At 57.2% G+C, this 1,867-nt stretch carries 3 protein-coding genes; 1 reads left to right on the forward strand and 2 read right to left on the reverse strand.

The window, feature by feature from the left end; all coding sequences use genetic code 11:
• A partial coding sequence (locus B3Z49_RS09620; RefSeq protein ID WP_296990373.1) for a LysE family translocator occupies positions 1-432 on the reverse strand: 432 nt, incomplete at its 3' end.
• A gap of 152 nt (positions 433-584) precedes the next feature.
• Here B3Z49_RS09620 and B3Z49_RS09625 point away from each other — a divergent pair.
• Positions 585-1,439 carry a LysR family transcriptional regulator gene (locus B3Z49_RS09625; protein ID WP_296990374.1) on the forward strand — a complete coding sequence of 285 codons (855 nt, stop codon included), beginning with the start codon at positions 585-587 and terminating at the stop codon, positions 1,437-1,439.
• 65 nt (positions 1,440-1,504) lie between these two features.
• Here the strand turns inward: B3Z49_RS09625 and B3Z49_RS09630 are convergent.
• The coding region (locus tag B3Z49_RS09630; RefSeq protein ID WP_296990376.1) for a RidA family protein at positions 1,505-1,867 on the reverse strand (363 nt) is incomplete at its 5' end.

Consider the following 1,867-nt stretch of genomic DNA (forward strand, 5'->3'; position numbering starts at 1 on the left):
GATGGCAGAAAAGGATGCCGCCGCCCCGATGGTGACAGCCCAGCCTTTCGGGTTCAGCCACAGCAGGCCAAAGGCGCCAAGAAACGGGATGGGTTTGCTGTCTGTCGGGGGGGCCTGATCAAGGTTGCGCGCAATCGTCGAGGTGGGTGGTGGCGGGGCCATGGCGATTTTGACGGCCAACCACACCAGATAGCTGGTGCCAATCAGTTTGGTGATGAGCTCAATCGCCGGAAAGGCACGCAGCAAATTTGCCAGCCCAAGCGCGCCGGCGGCTGCCAGTGTCAGCATGCCGATTGAAATGCCCATGATGAACGGCACGGAACGGCGAAAGCCGAACTGCGCACCCGATGCGGTGGCAAGCGTCGTGGCCCCGCCGGGCGACAGGGCCGCAGCCAGGGTAAAGGATAAAACGGGCAGCAGTGTTTCGATCATTCTATCGTCCTGTGGTGGCGCGTTGCCCGGGCGGCAGGGGACATCAGAAAACAATTCTTTGCATCAGGAAAGCGAATGTTCATTATGGATAGCATTACGTTTGTTAATGCTGTTGGCGTTGACCATGTTGTGGCCGGATCGGTGAGGATATCATGCGAAACCTTGATATTGCGGTGTTGCGCGCCTTTGTGACCGTGGCGGAAACCGGCAGCATGACCGGTGCGGCAGAGGTGCTTAACCTGACGCAAGGGGCGGTCAGCCAGCAGATCAAGCGACTTGAAACCGCATTCGGGTGCGGGTTGTTTGAACGCGCGCGCAAGGGATTGCGCCTGACCCAGAATGGGGAGCAACTGCTGCGCAAGGCGCAAAGGATGCTTTTGCTCAATGACGAGATCTGGCAGGACATGACCGGGGCGGGCCATGTCGGCAAGCTTACCGTTGGCATTCCTTATGATCTTGTCGGCACGTTTATGCGCACGCCGCTTCGCAAATTTTGCGATCACTATCCGGGGATCGAGCTTTCGCTGCGGTGTCACAGCTCTCAAGAATTGCGGAGCATGGTCAATAGTGGCGAGATTGATATTGCCCTGGTTGAGGAGCCGGTCGGGCAGATGACGGGTGATTTCCTGAAAATTGCGCCGCTGGTCTGGGTCGGGGCGAAATCAGGCAAGGCACAGACAAAGCGCCCGCTGCCGGTATCGCTGGTAAGTCGTGAATGTGCGTTTCGGCCGGCGGTGATTGATGCGCTGGATCAGGCGGGGATTGCCTGGCGCAGCGTGTTTGAAAGCGGCAATATCGAAGCAACGGCGGCAACGGTGCGATCGGATTTGTCGATCACGGCGTTTCTGGTCGGCACGATCCCCGATGATCTTGAAGCACTGGGCCGAGATGACGCGTTGCCGGAATTACCGAAATTCGCGATCAGCCTGATGGAAAAGGCAGGTGCACATAATGAAGTGCGCGATGTGTTTGCCGAGATGGTGCGCACCCATTTTCATCAGATGTAACGCCCAAAAGAAAACACCGACCAGCGATGCTGATCGGTGTTGCATTCAGGCGGCTGATGTAAAGATCAGGCGATTTCGAAAATGCCATCAATTTCAACCGCAACACCAAGCGGCAGGGCGGCAACGCCAACAGCGGATCGCGCGTGCTTGCCAGCATCGCCAAAGATTTCCACCATGGTGTCGGATGCGCCATTGACGACTTTGGGCTGATCGGTGAAGTCGGGGGCGGAATTGACAAACGCGTTCAGTTTGACAACGCGGGTGACCTTATCAAGATCGCCGATGGCGGCCTTGAGTTGCGCAACAAGGTTGAGCGCGCAAAGGCGGGCGGCCTTCTGACCGGTTTCGACGTCATAGTCGGCACCGAGTTTGCCGATAAATTTCAACTCGCCATTTTCCATGGTGATCTGACCGGAAATATGAACCAG

Origin of the sequence: Thalassospira sp. UBA1131, from assembly GCF_002311515.1 — a bacterium.
Classification (GTDB): domain Bacteria; phylum Pseudomonadota; class Alphaproteobacteria; order Rhodospirillales; family Thalassospiraceae; genus Thalassospira.